This window comes from Pseudoxanthomonas sp. 3HH-4, assembly GCF_006716465.1.
Taxonomy (GTDB): Bacteria; Pseudomonadota; Gammaproteobacteria; order Xanthomonadales; family Xanthomonadaceae; genus Pseudoxanthomonas_A.
The window spans coordinates 326,923-343,490 of the sequence record NZ_VFPB01000005.1; the positions used below are offsets into that span (position 1 = coordinate 326,923).

Here is a 16,568-nt window from a genome sequence, read left to right on the forward strand (position 1 = left end):
TGCACGTCGCGGACGTCAGTCGATGCGGGTGACCTTGGGCCTGGGTACATGTCCCTCGACCTGCAGGTACCAGCCGCCCACGAGTCCCGGCGTGATGGTCACGTTCGCGTTGGAGATGCGCTTCATCGAGGTGTAGTCGCCCTCGGTGACGCGCCAACGCTGGCCGTTGGCGAGGGTTAACTCCGTGCCGCGGGTCCAGCCTCGCAACTCGCCCACCAGTGCGCTGGAGATGGATTTGACGCCTTCGTCCGAGAACGAAGCGCCGCGCACCTTCGTGGCGCTGTCTTCGCGTGCGGCCTTCACGACGGCTTGCTGGTCGTCGCTGAGCAGGCGGTTGAGCAGGTCGAGCTGTTGCCCGGTCAACTGGTCCAGGCCGGTGGCTTTCATCTGGTCCGCGGACAGCCGCTTCTCGATGGCGACGTACTCGCGGGCCTGCAGGGGCAGGGTAGCGGCGAACAGTGCGGCGAGCAGGAAAAGGCGGTTCGGGCGCATGGGCATCCTCGAGGTGGGCATCACTTGATGCGGCGGACGGGGGCGGCGGTGTTGTAGCCGTCGATCTTCAGGAACCACTTGTTGCCGAAGCGGGAGGGCGTGATGTTCACGGTGGGGTCCTGGCGACGCACCCCGGCCAGGGAGACCGCTTCGACCTGCTCCCAGACCTGTCCGTTGGCGAGCGTGTACTGGCGGCCCTGAGCGAAGCCGCTGAAGGCCCCCACGATGGTGCTCTTGATGGGTTCGGCGGTGCCGAAATCGAAGAAGCCGCGCGTCTCCTGTTCAACTTCCTTGCGGCCTTCCTGCTTGGCCTGCTGTACGGCCTGCGCCGTCTGCTGGCCGATGCGACGCTGCAACCATTCGTCCAGCGCGGCGAGTTCGGCGGGACTGAGCTTGTCCAGGCCGGCCGCCTTGAACTCCGTGTCGGTCATCGCCTCGCGCAGCTTGCCCAGCTGCGCGTCCTTCGCGGCGTCCTGCGCGAACACCGGCGATGTGGCCACCAGTAGTGCGATGGACAGAAACAAGCGGCTCATCTTCATGGTTGTTCCCTTGGGCGACTGGCCGGTAGTGTAGTCATTCTGGCGGCGACTGACCGCCACGCCGAATCCCGATGACCCCCCCCGATCCTGACATCGCCACGCTGCTGCAGAGGCCCGCCCTGGAGGCGCTGCCCGCACCGCTGCGACACGCGCTCGCGGACGCCTCGGCCGCACCGGGCGCCGGCGAGGGCATGCCCGATCCGGTGGGCGTGCTGGCGGACACGCTGGATACCCTGACGACGCTGGGCGCGGATGGCGATGTCATTCTCGCGGCGATCCTGCATGGGCTGCCGGCCGTGCAGCCCGCTGTCGCCAGGCTGGCACCCGGATTGGCCGACCTGCTGGAAGGCCAGGTCGCTGCGGCGCAGGTGTGGGCCCTGCACGCGGAACAGGCGCGCGGGGCGAACACCGAGGGTCTGCGCCGGCTGTTGCTGGCGATCGTGCGGGACCTGCGCGTGGTGCCGATCCTGCTGGCCCGCCAACTGGCCCGCATGCGCGCCGCCGGCGCCCTGCCGGAGGAGGAGCGGCAGGCGCTGGCCAGGCTCACGCGCGACATCCATGCACCGCTGGCGAACAGGCTGGGCATCTGGCAACTGAAATGGGAGCTGGAAGACCTGGCATTCCGTTACCTGCAGCCGCAGACCTACAAGCAGATCGCCACGCAGCTGGACGAGAAGCGTCTGGGGCGGGAGCGCTACATCGGCGGGGTCATCGAAGCGCTCCGCGCCGCTCTTGGCGAGAACGGCATCCGTGCCGACGTCAGCGGGCGGCCGAAACACATCTACAGCATCTGGCGGAAGATGCAGCGCAAGCAGGTGGCGTTCGACGAGCTCTATGACCTGCGCGCGGTACGCATCGCCGTGGACGATGTGGCTGCCTGTTATGCCGCGCTCGGTATCGTGCATGCGCTGTGGGTGCCGATTCCCAGCGAGTTCGACGACTACATCGCACGGCCCAAGGCCAACGACTACCGGTCGCTGCACACCGCCGTGGTGGGCCCCGAAGGCCGCACGCTGGAAGTGCAGATACGCACGCACGAAATGCACGCGCAGGCCGAGCTGGGCGTGGCGGCGCACTGGAAATACAAGGAAGGCAAGGGTGGTGGCGATGCGTTCGATCGCAAGATCGCGTGGATGCGCCGGCTGCTGGACGGGGCGGCCGAAGGTGCCGCGGGCGACGGCGCGCTGGCGGGCGACCTGGATGCGGAGCTGGTCGAGGACCGCGTCTACGCGTTGACGCCGAAGGGCGAAGTCGTCGACCTGCCGCAGGGCGGCACCGTGCTCGACTTCGCATATCACGTACACACGATGGTCGGGCACCGCACGCGCGGTGCGAAGGTCAATGGCCGCATCGTGTCGCTCAATCATGTGCTGCGCAGCGGCGACCGCGTCGAGATACTGACTTCGAAGGAACCGGAGCCGCGTCGCGACTGGTTGCTGCAGGCGAATGGATTCCTGGCGAGCGGACGCTCGCGCGACAAGGTGCGGGCCTGGTTCCACAAGCTGGACCGGGCACGCAATCTGCAGGCCGGACGCGAGCTGCTGGAGAAGGAGCTCAAGCGACTGGGCCTGCACCACGCCGACCTTACCGGCGCGGCGAAGAAGTTCCATGCCGACAGCGTCGACGAGCTCTACATCCAGGTGGCCCTCGGCGACGTGGGGCCGCACCAGGTAGGCCGCGCGCTGCACGAGGAGCAGCGCGCCGCCGTCGAGCCCGACCCAACGTCGCTGCCGCTGCGCCGGCCCCCGAGGAAAGTCGCCGCGCCAGGTAAATCGAAGTTCACCGTGCAGGGCGTCGGCAACCTGCTCGTGCAATTGGCGCGCTGCTGCCAGCCCGTGCCCGGCGAACCCATCGCGGGCTATCTGACCCGCGTGCGCGGGGTCACCGTGCACCGCGCCGATTGCGCGGCGTTCGCCCGGCTCGCGGCGGCCAGTCCGCAGCGGGTGCTGCCGGTGGAATGGGGGCAGGCGGGCGGCGGCTACGAGGTCGACGTGCAGGTCACCGCGCTTGACCGCAAATGGTTGCTCAAGGACATCACCACGCTGATCGCGCAGGAAGAAGCCAACGTGCTGGACATCAACAGCCAGGGCAACCGTGCCAGCGGGCGTGTTCATCTGCGACTGCGTCTGAAGGTGGCCGATTTCGGCCAGTTGTCGACATTGCTCGGGAAGTTGGACGCGCTGCCGGGCGTTGAAGACGCACGACGTTCAGGCTGACTCGTTATGCTGCGGGCGTGACCCGCGAAGACCACCATGACGCCGGACGGGGCCGTCGCATCGAGCCGCGCATCGATTGGACGCGCGCGGCGGCGACAGGGGCGTCATCCCGTGTCGCGCCGGTCCCCGCATGGCGTGACCGACGGCATTGGCGTTGGGCAGCGGCATTGACCGTCGTCCTGATCGCGCTGGTGGTGATGCTGCGCCGCCCGCTGGCGGACGTGCTGTGGCCGGAGACGCGCGTGCAGGCGTTGCTTGGTCAGGCGGATCATGCCCTGCACGAGGGGCGCCTGGATGCCACCGATGGCACGGGCGCGCGCCAGCTCTACGAAGCGGCCCAGGCGCTCGATGCGGATCGCAACGAGGCCGCGAAGGGCCTTGCGCGCGTCGCCCAGGCCGCCTTGCGCGCAGCGGGGCAGGCGCTGCAACAGAACCGCTTCGACGAGGCTCGCGCGCACCTTCTGCTGGCGCGTGAACTGCAGGTCCCGCGTCCACAGGCCGATGCGCTCGCCGCACGCTTGCGCGCACGCGAAGCCGAACACGCCGGCATCGACGGGGTGCTCCAGGCGGCCTCGCAGGCGCATGCCGCGCATCGGTTGTTGGGTAGTGAGGATGCCGCGCTCCCGCTCTACCAGCGCGTGCTCACCCTGCAGCCGACACGCATCGAAGCGCTGGAGGGGAGGGAGGATGCGTTGTCCGATCTCCTCCTGGAAGCGAACAGGCATCTCCAGCGCCATGAACTCGTCGAAGCCGCGGCGCGGATCGCGGCGGCGCGCGGATTCGACGCCGGCCATGTCGATCTGCCCCAGGCGGAAGCCGCGTTGACGAATGCGCTGGACGCGCGGCGGCGTGCCGGTGCACGGGATCTGGCGCGGGGACGCCTGGAGTCCGCGCGCTCGGCATACGAGGCGGTGCTCGTGGCTTTGCCGGAAGACGCCGCCGCGAGGCAGGGACTGGAGCAGGTGGGCATCGGATACGCCCGGCAGGCGGAACGGCAGGCGGCCGATTTTCGCTTCGGACCGGCAGAGCACCAACTCGGTCTGGCGCGCGCGCTGGCGCCGCAGTCGATGCGCGTGGCACAGGCCGAACAGGCCGTGGCGCGCGCGCGCGCGGCGCACCAACGACAGAGCCGGGAGCCCAACGTGCCGGCGCGCGAGCGCGAGCAGCGCGTGCGTGCATTGCTCGCTGCCATGGAACAGGCCGAGACGAAAGGGCAATGGCTGACCCCTCCCGGGGAAAGCGCCTACGACACGCTGCGCGCGGCACAGGCGTTGTCGCCTGACCACCCCGCGGTCAGGCAGGCCGCAGCGCGGCTGTTGCCGGCGGTGCGCGACTGTTACGAAGACGAGTTGCGCGCCAATCGCATCCGTCGCGCGCAAGCCTGCCAGCAGGCATGGCAGACCCTGCAGCCCCGCGATCCTGCGTTGGCCGATGTACGCAGGCGGCTGGCGGAAAAATGGATCGCGGTGGGCGACGAACGGCTGCGTGCGGGCGAGGTCGGTTTTGCCGTTGACGCGCTGGGGCAGGCGCGCAGCCTCGATCCTCTGGCAAACGGATTCAGTGAGTTCGAGCAGCGCGTGCGCTCAGTGGCGGGCGAAAACTGATCGTAGTCTCACGCCTTGGCGCTCAATGATCGCGAGATGGTTTCGATCTTGAGGGCGAGTTCCTTCCAGTGCCACTGCATCACGGAGGCGGTTCCCAGATCCAATCCTCGCGCAAGCTTGCCGTCGCGCTTGCTCGCGATCAATGCCGTCAACTGAGCTGCGATCGCATCACTGCGGTTCATGCATGACCATCCTCGACGTAGTCCGGCAATGAACTGCGCGATGGCGTCATCTCCGTTGCCGAGATGGAGGATTGGACGGCAGGCTCCCAGATACTCGTAGATCTTTCCCGGCACCTGTGCCGGGTCCGCATTGCCGATATTGACAAGGATGTCAGCGTGCCGCTGCAGCTCCAACGCTAGATTATGAGGAAGAAAACCCAGCAGTCGGATCTGGTCGGGCAGTTCCTGAGCGAACCTCAGGATGCTTGGTGGCAACGTCACTGAAGCAATGTTGAGCCTCGCTTCCGGAAGGCTTCGCAATGCTTCGAGCAGGGCTTCAGGTCTGCGGAAGCTGTAGAAGCTGCCGGTATAGAGCAGCTCTAGGCGTCGGACGTCGTACGTGGCGGCACCAGATGCATCGCTGCTGGAGACAGCAATGGCATCGGCAGCATGCCCTTGGGTCACCACTGTTACGCGCTCCTTGCGCTCATGCCGCTCCGCGAGGAGCGCTGCGGCAGCGGGGGTGGTGACCAGGACATGATCGGCGAGGTTTGCAACCTCTCGCTCCAATCGCCAGGCGCGTTTCTGCCATCGGGGCGGCGTATAGGCTGCCAATACCGGATCACCCAGGTCAGCGATCCATGGCAAGCCTCTATGTTTCGCTAGAAGACCGAGCTCGAGGGAGGTTGCGGGTTCATGCGAGCTGATGACGATGTCCGGGGTGTCCGTTTCCAGAATTTTCTCCAAACGACGCCATGCCCAAGGGAACCACTCGCCCCTCACATCTGGGAAAATGGCCATCGCTGCCGCACCCTGCAGGGTGTTGGAGAGTGCCTGCTTCCAGCCTTTCCCACTGCGTGGCGTCGTGATCGGAAGTTTGTAGGTGCCGGCGGGTCGCGTGTCTGTTCGCGCGCTGCGCCGACGGCGGAGGTCTCTCAGTGCAGCCAGGCTGCCGCGCACTGGTCCGGCATATGTCCTGTGGAAACTGATGGAGGCGGGAAGTGCAGGGAGCCCTTCGGGCTCGCCGCCGAGGTGGATGGTGAGCACGCTAACGCGATGCCCCTGCTCCACCAAATGGCGTGTCAAGTAGGCCCAACGCAGCGACTGGGGCGACGGACTGGGAGGAAATTCGTAGGCGATGACGAGGATGTGCATCTAGCGGAGACGAGTGCGACGTTGGTGCATGAATGTGGCCTGGATCCCAGGTACGGCCGATTCCATGGAGAAGTGGCGCCGGACATTCTCGCGACCTTGGTATGCCAGCGTGTCCCATAGGTGCCGGTCGTCGAGCAAGCGAATCACCGCATCGGCAAAATCGGGCGCATCCCCTGCGACTAACACGTCCTGGCCATGCCTTAGGTGCATTCCTTCGATCGCATTCGGTGTCGCTATGGTGGGAAGGCCGAAGGCCATGTACTGGTTGATTTTTCCCTTGACGCCCGCACCAAAGCGGAGCGGTGCCAGACCTACGCAGCAGGAACGGAGCAGGCCCCCAAGATCGTGCAGATGACCGTGAAATATGATGCCCGGTGGCAGCGGGAGATCCTTCGCGCAGCTTTCAAGGCCCAGGCCCACCAAGTGCAACTTGCATTCTGGACGACGGGCGAAAATTCGCGGCATGATCTCGGTCAATAGCCAGCGCACACCGTCCGCGTTGGGCGGATGGTGCGCGCCCCCCACGAAGAGCAGGTGTGCGCCGCTTTCGCGGCTATTCACTGGAGGCGGCAGTTCGTGCACATTGGAAATGACTTCCACCTGCGCCTCCGGAAGCTCACCTTTCAGGATGCGATGCTCGACATCGCTCACGACCCAGGTGACGTCCGCCTCCTGTATGGCATGCAACTCGTGGCGGCGGGTAGCGTTTGCAGCGAGGCGCATGAGCACGCTGTCACGGAGAGTTGCCTCGCGCAGTTCCCTTACATGGTGGAGGTCCACGGTGTCGAGTATCCGCAGTGCGTCCGGATTCACGCTGCGTACGAGAGGGAACCACTGCTGTGCCAGATGATAGCGACTGACGATCACCGCGCCGAAACTGATCTCCTGACGTTCAAACCAGCGCGCAGGTCCCTTGGCCACCGTGGAAACGCAATGCACGCCGATCTCGCGCAAGCGATGACGATGTACCGGATCGTCGATCCTCGAGGTGGTGAGGACGTGTACGGAGTGTCCCATCGCGACCAGTAGGCGCAACAGGTTGAACATCCTCAGGGAGCCTGAGTCGCGCGCCGGATCAGGTAGTTGCTCTTCTACCCACAACAGGGACATCGGGTGCATCGCACGCGGCATGATCAGTTCAGCAATCTTCTGCTCGGGTTGCGGCTTTGCGGCGGAGGGAGGGGTGGAAGAGACAGTGGTTGGCGCGGACGTCACTCGGGCGAGCAATGCCCGCCAGCCTCTTGAATGAAGCATGACCCTGGCGCGGTGCAGCCGGGAGATGGCGGTTTGGAGGTGGTAGCGGAGCAGTCGAAGCACGAATCTCAGTCTGAATCAATGGATTTCGGCTTGTCGGCCATCCCCTTGGGACTGCGCTAGACTCGCCCGAATTCCCATTGTCGCATCCCCTGTGGCCCGCAACGACTACGACGACGAAGCGCTGGACGAAGACGACATCGATGACGGCGTTGGGCCCGGCTGGCGGCAGCGCCTGCTGACCTGGGGTCTGGCCGCGGTGGGCCTGGGCCTGGGATTTCTCATCCCGTACACGCTGTATCTGAACCATCAGGTCACCGAGCGCTTCGGCGAGCTGCGCTGGCAGATCCCCACGCGTGTCTATGCGCGTCCGTTGCAGGTCGCGCCAGGGCTGGCGATGGATGCGCAGACGCTGAAGACCGAGCTCGATGCCGCGTCGTATCGCGACGATGGCACGGGCCAGGCTCCTGGCACCTACGCCCGGGAAGGGGGTCGCTTCACCATTTCCAGTCGCGGCTACATCGACGTGGACGGCCGCGTGGCGCCCCGGCGTATCCAGGTGAGCCTGTCCAATGGCCGGGTGGCGACGGTCCGCGACGTGGTGCGCAAACAGAACCTGAAGGCGGCGCGGCTGGATCCGGCGCGCATCGCCACGCTGTACGGGCAGAAGCAGGAAGAGCGCCGGCTGGTGCGGCTGGAGGAAGTGCCGGAACTGCTGGTGACCGGCCTGCAGGCGGTCGAGGACCGTGATTTCAAGGATCACCACGGCGTCGACCTGTCGGGCATGGTGCGCGCGGCATGGTTGCTGGTTCGCTCGGGCGGCGACACGCGCCAGGGCGCCAGCACGCTGACGCAGCAACTGGCCCGCAGCGGCCTGCTGGGCATCGGCAAGGAACAGACGCCGACGCGCAAGTTCAACGAGATCCTCTATGCGCTGATCCTGGAAGCGCGCTACGACAAGCGCACCATCCTGGAGGCGTACTTCAACCAGGTGTATCTGGGCCAGCGCGGCAGCCAGGCGATCCATGGCGTGGCCGCAGGGTCGGAATTCTGGTTCGGTCGCGATCTGGACAGCCTGACGACGGAGCAGGTCGCGTTGCTGATCGGCATGGTGAAGGGTCCCTCGCACTACGATCCACGACGCAATCCGGATCGCGCCAAGGACCGTCGCGACTACGCACTACTGAAACTTCATGAGACCGGGCTGATAGACGACGCCGAATTCAAGCGCGCGCTCGCCGCGCCGCTGGGTGTCACCAAGACCCCGGGCATGGCGGCCGCCAACCGCTTCCCCGCCTATGTGGATCTGGTCCGCCGCCAACTGGCACGCGACTACCCCGAGAGCGCGCTGCAAGGCGCGGGCCTCAGCGTGCTGACCGGCATGTCGCCGTCGGCGCAGGCCTATGCCGAAGCCTCGGTGATGCGAACGATCAAGGCACTGGAGAACAAGCGCCGTCCGCCGCTGCAGGCGGGCATGGTGGTGACCGACGTGCACGATGGTGACGTGCTGGCCGTGGTCGGCAGCCGCAACGTGTCGGAGGTGGGCTTCAATCGTGCGGTGGAAGCGCAACGTCCCGTGGGCTCGCTGCTCAAGCCGTTCGTCTATCTGCTCGCGCTTGCGCAGCCGGACCAGTATTCGCTGGCCTCGTGGGTCGACGATTCACCGGTGACCGTGCAACTAGGCAAGAACCGGCGCTGGACGCCGGCCAACGCCGACCGTCGCAGCCACGGCACCGTGCGCTTGGTCGACGCACTGGCGCGTTCGTACAACCAGGCCACCGTACGGGTGGGCATGAAGGTGGAACCGGATCGCCTGGCGCAGCTGATCCGCGTGCTGGCCGGTATCGAAGCCGAGCCGAATCCTGCCTTGATCCTCGGGGCGACCGACCAGAGCCCGTACGCGATGGCGCAGCTGTACCAGTTCCTCGCATCCGGCGGCGAAATCCAGCCGCTGCACGCGGTGCGCGGCGTGCTGGATCCGGATGGCAAGCTGCTCAAGCGCTACGACAAGACACCGGCGCCGGCACAGGAAGGCGATTCCATCGCCGCCAACCTCATCACCGTCGCCCTGCAGCAGGTGGTATCCAGCGGCACCGGCCGGCAACTGGTCGGCGATGGCCTGGGCCGCTTGCAGTCGGCCGGCAAGACCGGTACCAGCAACGATGGTCGCGACAGCTGGTATGCCGGCTACACCGGCGATCACCTGGCCGTGGTGTGGATGGGCAACGACAAGAACGAACAGACCGGCCTGTACGGTGGCACGGGCGCGATGCGCGTGTGGTCCGGATTGTTCTCCCGCCTGCCCACCGCACCGCTGAAGGTTTCTGACAAGGGCCTGGACTGGCAGTGGGTAGTCGCCTCCAACAGCACCGATCCGGGATGCCCCGGCGCGCGCCAGTTGCCGTTCGTGTCCGGCTTCGCGCCCGCCTATGCCGCCTGCGTGGTCGAGCAACCGGTGATCGAGGGCGAAGAGCAGGAAGGCGGCGGATGGCGCAGCTGGTTCGGTCTGGACCGGAAGGAAGAAGCCGCACCGCCACCCGAAGAGACTCCCCCGCAGCAGCCGTGATCATGAAGTACGTATTCCTCCTGTTTCTGATGTTGCTGGCCGGTTGCGTGTCCGCACCCGTGCCGGAAACGCCGGTCGCCCGCGACCCGATGACGCCCGAGCAACGCGTCGCCGCCATCCATGCCGCGGCGGGCGATGATGACCGCGAACTCGCCGTACAGCCTCTGCGCGATCCGCAGGTCGAGGATCTGCGCGAACAGGCACAGCAGGCGCGTGCGGCGGGCAATGTCTCCGCGGCGGCCGAGGCGCTGAACCAGGCGCTGCTGCTGGTGCCCGAAGATCCCGCCGTGTTGCAGGAGCGCGCCGAAGTCGCCCTGCTGCAGGGCGACTTCCCTCGGGCCGACACGCTGGCACAACGTGCTTTCGAGTTGGGTTCCCAGGTGGGGCCCCTGTGCCGCCAGCACTGGGAGACCGTGCGCCAGGTCCGCCAGCATAAACTCGCGGTGCAGCCTTCGCTGCCCTCCCGACATACGCCCGAAGACGCCGCGCAGCATGCGGCACGCGCGGCGACCACCCAGGCAGCGGTCACCGATGCCGAGAGCCGGCGCGATGCGTGCACCGTGCCGGTGATCGAGCGCATGTGAGGGCGCCGCGTCCGCTGCGACGCGGTACCCTTGCAGCCGCACGCCGCTTTCCGTTTCCACGATGTCCCAGCTAGCCCAGGCCAGCCGCGACGCCCTCAGCGAGGGTGGCGCGCTGGCGGAACGACTTGATGCCTTCGCGCCCCGCGACGCCCAGCAGCGACTGACGGCGGCGATCGCCGATGCCTTCGAGGCGCGCGACGTACTGCTGGCCGAAGCCGGCACCGGCACCGGCAAGACCTTCGCCTATCTCGTCCCGGCACTCTTGTCCGGGCTGAAGACCATCGTCTCCACCGGCACGCGCGCGTTGCAGGACCAGCTTTACCATCGCGACCTGCCGCGTGTGCGGGATGCGCTCGGGGTCGCGGGCCTGAAGTCCGCGCTGCTGAAGGGCCGCAGCAACTACCTGTGCCGCTACCGCCTCAACCAGGCCAAGGGCGATCCGCAGGCGTTGCGCACCACCTTCACCAGCCGCGAGCAGGTGGACCAGTTCCAGCGCGTCGTCGCCTGGGGTGGGCGCACGAAGTTCGGCGACATGGCCGAACTGGCCGCGCTGCCGGACGATTCCCCACTGCTGCCGCTGGTCACCTCGACCATCGACAACTGCCTGGGCAGCGAATGCCCGTTCTGGGACGACTGCTTCGTGGTGCAGGCGCGGCAGCGCGCGCAGGCCGCCGACATCGTGGTGGTGAACCATCACCTGCTGCTTGCCGACCTGGCGCTGAAGCAGGAAGGCTTCGGCGAGATCCTGCCCGGCGCGCAGGCCTTCGTCATCGATGAGGCGCATCAGTTGCCCGAACTCGCCGCCAATTTCTTTGGCGAAGGCTTCGGCATGCGGCCCCTGCAGGAACTGGCGCGCGACTGCCTGGCCGAATCGAAAGACGCGGCTGGCGCGCTGTCGGCCCTGCAGCCGCCGGTGCGCGCGCTGGAGCAGTCCTTGCGTGAATTGCGCGCGGCGATGGAAGGGCTGCCGGCACGCGGCACCCGCGAGCGCTTGCTGGCGAAACCGGAGGTGGCGACAGGCTTCGACGCGCTTGCCGGCGCGCTCGGCGACCTGTCCGCGGCCCTTGCTCCGCTGGCGGCGGCATCGCTCGGACTGGAAGCCTGCGCGGCGCGAGCGAAGGAATTCGGCACGCGGCTGTCGCGCTGGTACGAAGCACCGTCCGGTGGGGGCGCGTTTGACGAGGAAACCTCCAAGGCCGACGTCGCCAGCGACGTGCTGTGGTACGAATTGACCCCGCGTGCCTTCCGCTGCCAGCGCACGCCGCTCGATGTTTCCGGCCCGCTGCGCCAGCACCGCGAGCAATCGCGCGCGGCATGGGTGTTCACCTCGGCCACGCTGGCGGTGGGCGGTCGCTTCGACCATCTCGCCGTGCGGCTGGGGCTGGACGATCCGCCCACGTTGCTGCAACCCAGTCCGTTCGATTGGCCTCGCCAGGCGCTGTGTTACCTGCCCACCGGGCTGCCTGACCCGAATGCACCGGGTTACGGCCAGTCGCTGATCGCCGCACTGCGGCCCGTGCTGGAAGCCTCGCAGGGGCGTGCCTTCCTGCTGTTCGCCTCGCACCGTGCGTTGCGCGAGGCGGCGGAGGCGCTGCGTGGCGGACCGTGGCCATTGTTCGTGCAAGGCGAAGCGCCGCGCGGGACGCTGCTGGAGCGGTTCCGCGAGTCCGGCAACGGCGTGCTGCTGGGCGCAGCGAGTTTCCGCGAAGGCGTCGACGTGGTCGGCGATGCCCTGAGCGTGGTGGTGGTGGATAAGCTGCCGTTCGCAGCGCCGGATGACCCGGTGTTCGAAGCGCGGCTCGAAGCGGTGCGTCGCGCCGGCGGCAATCCCTTCCGCGATGAGCAACTGCCGCAGGCGGTGATCGCGCTGAAACAGGCGGTCGGCCGGCTGATCCGCAGCGAGACCGATCGTGGCGTGCTGGTGCTGTGCGATCCGCGCCTGACCGGCAAGCCTTATGGGCGCGTGTTCCTGGATTCGCTGCCGCCCTTCCGGCGCACGCAGCGGGTGCAGGACGTGCAGGGGTTCTTCGGCGTCGAGGCTGCGCCGGAACCGGCGGCGGCAGCCGGTGACGGCGGCGATGACTGGTTCGCCGACGCCCGCTTCTGAGCGCATCGCAGATCGCAGCGTTTAAGCTAGGCACCTCACGAACTCCCTGTCGCCCATGAAGCTGCTCGCCTTCGAGACCGCCACCGAAGCCTGTTCCGTCGCCGTGTACGTCGATGGCGAGGTGCGCGAACGTTTCGAGGTCGCGCCGCGTCGGCACGCCGAACTCGCCTTGCCGTGGGCGGAAGAGTTGCTGGCGGAAGCCGGTATCGCGCGCGCGCAACTGGATGCCATCGCCCTCAGTCGCGGCCCGGGTGCATTCACTGGCGTGCGCCTGGCCATCGCGCTGGCGCAGGGCATCGCACTGGCGCTGGATCGACCGCTGGTGCCGGTGTCCACGCTCGCGGTGCTGGCGTCGCAGGTGCCGGCGCCCCGCGTGACGGCGGGCGAATGCGGCTGCGATGTCGGCATGGCGCATGCGATCCTGGCGGCCATCGATGCGCGCATGGGCGAGGTCTACACGGGCACGTTCGTGCATCGCGGCGACCGTTTGGAAGCCACGTCAGCCGAAGCCGTGGTGGCGCCGGCCGACTATGCGCTGCCGGGCGCGGACGATGACTGGGTAGGCGTGGGCACGGGATTCGCCGCAGCCGACGGCGTGCTCGCCGCGCGCCTGCAGGAACGCTTCCGCCGCGTCGATGCGCAGGCGCTGCCGCATGCCGCCGATCTCGCGCGACTGGCGGCCGACGCCTTGCGTCGTGGCGAGATCATCGCGCCCGAGCACGTCGAACCGGCCTACCTGCGCAACAACGTCGCCCTCACCCTCGAAGAGCAGAAGGCGCTGCGCGCCTCGCGCTGAAGGTCAGCACGCTACTCGTCGCGTACTTCACCGCCCGCCAGGAAGCGCCAGGTCCGGGTGACATGCAGGATGTCGACATTCTCGGCGGTTTCCGGCAGTGGCGGGAACGGCGAGGACAGCTGCACGATGCGCTGCGCGGTGGAATCCAGCAGGGGGATGCCGCTGGACTGGATGATGCGGGTCTGTTCCACGCTGCCATCGCGGCGCACCGCGACGCTGATCACCAGCGTGCCGGCCAGGCGCTTGCGGCGTGCTTCGTCGGGATAGTTGAGATTGCCCACGCGTTCGGCGCGATCGACCCAGGCACGCAGGTAGTTCGCGTAGACGTATTCCTTGGTGCTGGCCGACACGAACTTGCGCTTCGGTCGCTTGGCGTAGAGCTCCGAGCGCAGGTGGTATTCGGCGGCGAGCCGTGCCATCTCGGCATCGCGCTGCACCTTCTGTTCGCCCTGGGGAAGCTCGGGCCGGTCGGGTTGCGGGCGCGCTTCCGGTGCCGGTGCGCGGACTTCGCCGTCGCGGGTGGTGACGACGCGGCTCTCCGGGGGGGGCACCGGGGCGGTGGTCTGGGCGCGCAATGGCTGTGGGGCCAGGCCGGTATCGGGCTGCGGAATCCAGCCGGCCTGGCTGTCGCGCGGGCGCTTGGCCTGGTCGTGTTCGCCGCCGCCTTCCTGGTTCGCGGCGGCCAGGAAGTCGGCTTCCTTCGGCGTCAGCGGCGTACTGGTCTGGCTGAGGATGACGTCCAGCGTCGGCATCACGGGCGCGGCATCGTCGAGCGCGAAGCCCACGCCCAGCACCAGCAGGCCATGCACGATCAGCGACAGGGCGAGGGTGGCGCCGAGGCGTTCGTTCGCGCCGATCTTCGGCGGCGTCACCGGGACAGCGGACATCTCAGGCCAGCTTCTTCTCGATGACGTCGAACAGCAGGCCGGCGATGTTCAGGCCGAACTGCGCGTCCAGCTCGCGCACGCAGGTCGGGCTGGTGACGTTGACCTCGGTCAGGTAGTCGCCGATCACGTCCAGCCCGACGAACAGCATGCCGCGGCGCTTCATCTCCGGGCCCACCTGCGCCGCGATCCAGCGGTCACGTTCGCTCAGTGGGCGGCCTTCGCCGCGGCCACCTGCCGCGAGGTTGCCGCGGAACTCGTCGCCCTGCGGGATGCGGGCCAGCGCATAGTCCACGGGCTCACCATCGACCAGCAGCACGCGCTTGTCGCCGTCCTTGATGCCGGGGATGAAGCGCTGTGCCAGGGTCAGCCGGCCGTCCCCGACCAGCGTTTCCAGGATGACGTTGGTATTGGGGTCGCCGGTCTTCACGCGGAAGATCGAGCGTCCGCCCATGCCGTCCAGCGGCTTGAGCACGGCCTCGCCATGTTCGGCGACGAACGCCTTGAGCGCGGACGGATCGCGGCTGACCAGGGTGGGTGGGCAGCACTGCGGGAAGAGCAGGGCGGCCAGCTTCTCGTTGTAGTCGCGCAGGCCCTGCGGGTCGTTCGCGATCAGCGCGCCTGCCTGCTGGGCGATACCCAGCACGTGGGTGTCGTAGAGGTACTGGTCGTCGACGGGCGGATCCTTGCGCATCAGCACCACCTGGCCCGGACCGAACGCCAGTTCGCGCGCATCACCCAGGGTGTACCAGTCCGTCTTGTCGTCCCTGACAGTCAGTGGGGCGACCTGTGCGCTGGCCTGCCCATCCCGCAGGGCGAGCCGGCCCGGGACGACGTAAAGGAGGCGATGGCCGCGCCGCTGGGCTTCCAGCAGCATGGCGAAAGTAGTGTCCTTGGCGATCTTGATGGACCCGATCGGGTCCATGACGACGACGACGTCCAGCGGCATGGGGGCGGTTCTGCAGGAGACGCAGGGATGGTATCAGGCGGCGCGCATTCCACGTCCCGGCACTGGCAGAACACCGCGTTTGCGGGTCGCCGCAAAATTGAGACGCAGTTCGCATCGCGCCGTTCAGCGGCAGGGGCGCTGAAGGTGTCGCTTGACAGTGCGCAAGGGGATTGGGATATAAGTAGCAACGCAGCGGGGCCGGTTCGTCAATGAAGCGCCGCGCGCATGGGGAAATCAGGTAATGACGCAGAACGAAGGCCAGGCCGGTGGACTCCACGGCCTACGGGTCATGGTGATTGATGACTCGAAAACGATCCGCCGCACCGCGGAAACCCTGCTCAAGCGCGAGGGTTGCGAAGTCGTGACCGCGACGGACGGCTTCGAGGCCCTGGCCAAGATCGCCGACCAGCAGCCGCAGATAATCTTCGTGGACATCATGATGCCGCGCCTCGACGGGTATCAGACCTGCGCGCTGATCAAGAACAACCAGGTGTTCAAGTCCACGCCGGTCATCATGCTGTCGTCCAAGGACAGCCTGTTCGACAAGGCGCGCGGGCGCATCGTCGGCTCGGAGCAGTACCTGACCAAGCCGTTCACGCGCGAGGAACTCCTCGACGCCATCCGCGCCCACGTCAGCACCTGAGGGGGCTGGCGCCATGGCGACCATTCGCACTGAACGCACAGGGGGCGGGCCATGATCCGCACACCGTTCGATACGCTCGCCGAGTACGAGCGCCGCAGCCTGGCGCACGCCGTGGCGCAGCCGGCGCGGGAAATCGCGCAGGACCAGTACCGCGGCGTCGGCTACCGGGTCGGCAAGCGCCGGCTGATTTCCAACTTCGGGGAAGTGGTGGAAATCGTGCAGATGCCGCCGGTCACGCCCGTGCCGGGCGCGCATCCCTGGCTGCTCGGCATCGGCAACCTGCGCGGCAACCTGTTTCCGGTGGTCGATCTGAAACAGTTCCTCGAGGGCGAGCGCACGGTACTGCATGAAGGCCAGCGCGTACTGGTCATGCGCCAGGCCGGTGGCGATGTCGCGCTGACCATCGACGAGTTGTACGGGCAGCGCAGCTTCCATGAATCGCAGCAGGTCGAGCCGGGGGAACTGGCAGACGGCCGCTACGCGCATTTCATCGAGCGGGCCTTCGCCAGCGACGACCAGCGATGGGGTGTTTTTGCGCTGGGACTGCTCGCGCGCACGCCCGAATTCCGTCAGACCGCGCTTTGAGCGCGGACAACAAGAACAATCCAGGGGTTGAAC

General features: G+C 67.3%; 14 protein-coding genes. 8 read left to right on the forward strand and 6 right to left on the reverse strand.

Annotated features, from left to right (window positions below):
• Positions 1 to 15: 15 nt before the first annotated feature.
• Positions 16 to 492 carry a hypothetical protein gene (locus tag FB548_RS15940; protein WP_142125777.1) on the reverse strand — a complete coding sequence of 159 codons (477 nt, stop codon included), beginning with the start codon at positions 490 to 492 and terminating at the stop codon, positions 16 to 18.
• A gap of 20 nt (positions 493 to 512) precedes the next feature.
• On the reverse strand, positions 513 to 1,025 hold the full coding sequence (locus FB548_RS15945) for a hypothetical protein (RefSeq protein WP_255470588.1): 513 nt from the start codon (positions 1,023 to 1,025) through the stop codon (positions 513 to 515).
• 77 nt (positions 1,026 to 1,102) lie between these two features.
• Between FB548_RS15945 and FB548_RS15950 the strand changes: the two genes are divergently transcribed.
• Together FB548_RS15950 and FB548_RS15955 are read left to right on the forward strand one after the other, a co-directional pair.
• On the forward strand, positions 1,103 to 3,247 hold the full coding sequence (locus FB548_RS15950; RefSeq protein WP_142125779.1) for a bifunctional (p)ppGpp synthetase/guanosine-3',5'-bis(diphosphate) 3'-pyrophosphohydrolase: 2,145 nt from the start codon (positions 1,103 to 1,105) through the stop codon (positions 3,245 to 3,247).
• Positions 3,248 to 3,414: 167 nt separating this feature from the next.
• A complete protein-coding gene (locus FB548_RS15955) occupies positions 3,415 to 4,851 on the forward strand; it encodes a hypothetical protein (RefSeq protein ID WP_255470589.1) in 1,437 nt (478 codons plus the stop codon).
• 8 nt (positions 4,852 to 4,859) lie between these two features.
• On the opposite strand, the gene FB548_RS15960 is transcribed toward FB548_RS15955, so the two are convergent.
• Both FB548_RS15960 and FB548_RS15965 read right to left on the reverse strand, forming a co-directional pair.
• Entirely contained in the window at positions 4,860 to 6,167 is a 1,308-nt protein-coding gene (locus FB548_RS15960; RefSeq protein ID WP_142125780.1) for a glycosyltransferase, read from the reverse strand.
• Positions 6,168 to 7,214 (reverse strand): glycosyltransferase, encoded by a 1,047-nt coding sequence (locus FB548_RS15965; protein WP_221625982.1) that lies wholly within the window; start codon positions 7,212 to 7,214, stop codon positions 6,168 to 6,170.
• Positions 7,215 to 7,575: 361 nt separating this feature from the next.
• On the opposite strand from FB548_RS15965, the gene mrcB reads away from it, so the two are divergent.
• From mrcB to tsaB, 4 genes are all read left to right on the forward strand, one after another.
• Positions 7,576 to 9,987: a penicillin-binding protein 1B gene (gene mrcB, locus FB548_RS15970; protein WP_142125782.1), complete on the forward strand. Its 2,412-nt coding sequence runs from the start codon at positions 7,576 to 7,578 to the stop codon at positions 9,985 to 9,987.
• A 29-nt stretch (positions 9,988 to 10,016) separates the two neighbouring features.
• A complete protein-coding gene (locus tag FB548_RS15975) occupies positions 10,017 to 10,571 on the forward strand; it encodes a hypothetical protein (RefSeq protein ID WP_255470602.1) in 555 nt (184 codons plus the stop codon).
• 61 nt (positions 10,572 to 10,632) lie between these two features.
• Positions 10,633 to 12,678, forward strand: coding sequence for an ATP-dependent DNA helicase (locus FB548_RS15980; protein WP_142125783.1), 2,046 nt, complete (start codon positions 10,633 to 10,635; stop codon positions 12,676 to 12,678).
• Positions 12,679 to 12,733: 55 nt separating this feature from the next.
• On the forward strand, positions 12,734 to 13,474 hold the full coding sequence (gene tsaB / locus FB548_RS15985) for a tRNA (adenosine(37)-N6)-threonylcarbamoyltransferase complex dimerization subunit type 1 TsaB (protein WP_142125784.1): 741 nt from the start codon (positions 12,734 to 12,736) through the stop codon (positions 13,472 to 13,474).
• An 11-nt stretch (positions 13,475 to 13,485) separates the two neighbouring features.
• Here tsaB and FB548_RS15990 read toward each other — a convergent pair whose 3' ends face one another.
• Positions 13,486 to 14,361, reverse strand: coding sequence for an energy transducer TonB (locus FB548_RS15990; protein WP_142125785.1), 876 nt, complete (start codon positions 14,359 to 14,361; stop codon positions 13,486 to 13,488).
• A 1-nt stretch (position 14,362) separates the two neighbouring features.
• Positions 14,363 to 15,307 carry a glutathione synthase gene (gene gshB / locus FB548_RS15995; protein WP_142125786.1) on the reverse strand — a complete coding sequence of 315 codons (945 nt, stop codon included), beginning with the start codon at positions 15,305 to 15,307 and terminating at the stop codon, positions 14,363 to 14,365.
• 241 nt (positions 15,308 to 15,548) lie between these two features.
• Between gshB and FB548_RS16000 the strand changes: the two genes are divergently transcribed.
• Together FB548_RS16000 and FB548_RS16005 are read left to right on the forward strand one after the other, a co-directional pair.
• Entirely contained in the window at positions 15,549 to 15,950 is a 402-nt protein-coding gene (locus tag FB548_RS16000; protein WP_055940451.1) for a response regulator, read from the forward strand.
• Between the two features lie 54 nt (positions 15,951 to 16,004).
• Complete coding sequence (locus FB548_RS16005) at positions 16,005 to 16,535, forward strand: chemotaxis protein CheW (RefSeq protein ID WP_185742153.1); 531 nt, start codon at positions 16,005 to 16,007, stop codon at positions 16,533 to 16,535.
• Positions 16,536 to 16,568 lie beyond the last annotated feature (33 nt).